General features: G+C 45.5%; 1 protein-coding gene. It reads right to left on the bottom strand.

What is annotated here, in order from left to right:
- On the bottom strand, positions 1–277 hold a 277-nt coding region (locus C1E99_RS00335; RefSeq protein ID WP_330848209.1), incomplete at both ends, for a glycoside hydrolase family 2 TIM barrel-domain containing protein.

Genomic DNA, 277 nt, shown 5'->3' with positions numbered 1-277 from the left:
ATCCCTGTCCCTCATGCGCTGAATCAAAGGTTCAAAGTAAGCACGTGCTCCCTTTTCATGCCCTGCCGGTTCATTGGCAACAACCCACATCACTACAGAAGGATGATTCTTATCACGCGCTATCAATTCATCAATCACCAGCTCATGAGCCTCCTTGGTTTGCATAACTTCCCAAGTATTTTTTACTTCTTCAGAATCACCTGTCAAATTCAAGGCTGCATTGAAAAGCTGGAACAGGCCAACTGCTGGCACTTCATCAAGGACAACGATTCCCAAA

This window comes from Streptococcus suis, assembly GCF_002964045.1.
Taxonomy (GTDB): domain Bacteria; phylum Bacillota; class Bacilli; order Lactobacillales; family Streptococcaceae; genus Streptococcus; species Streptococcus suis_U.
This window is presented reverse-complemented; position numbering and strand designations above follow the sequence as displayed.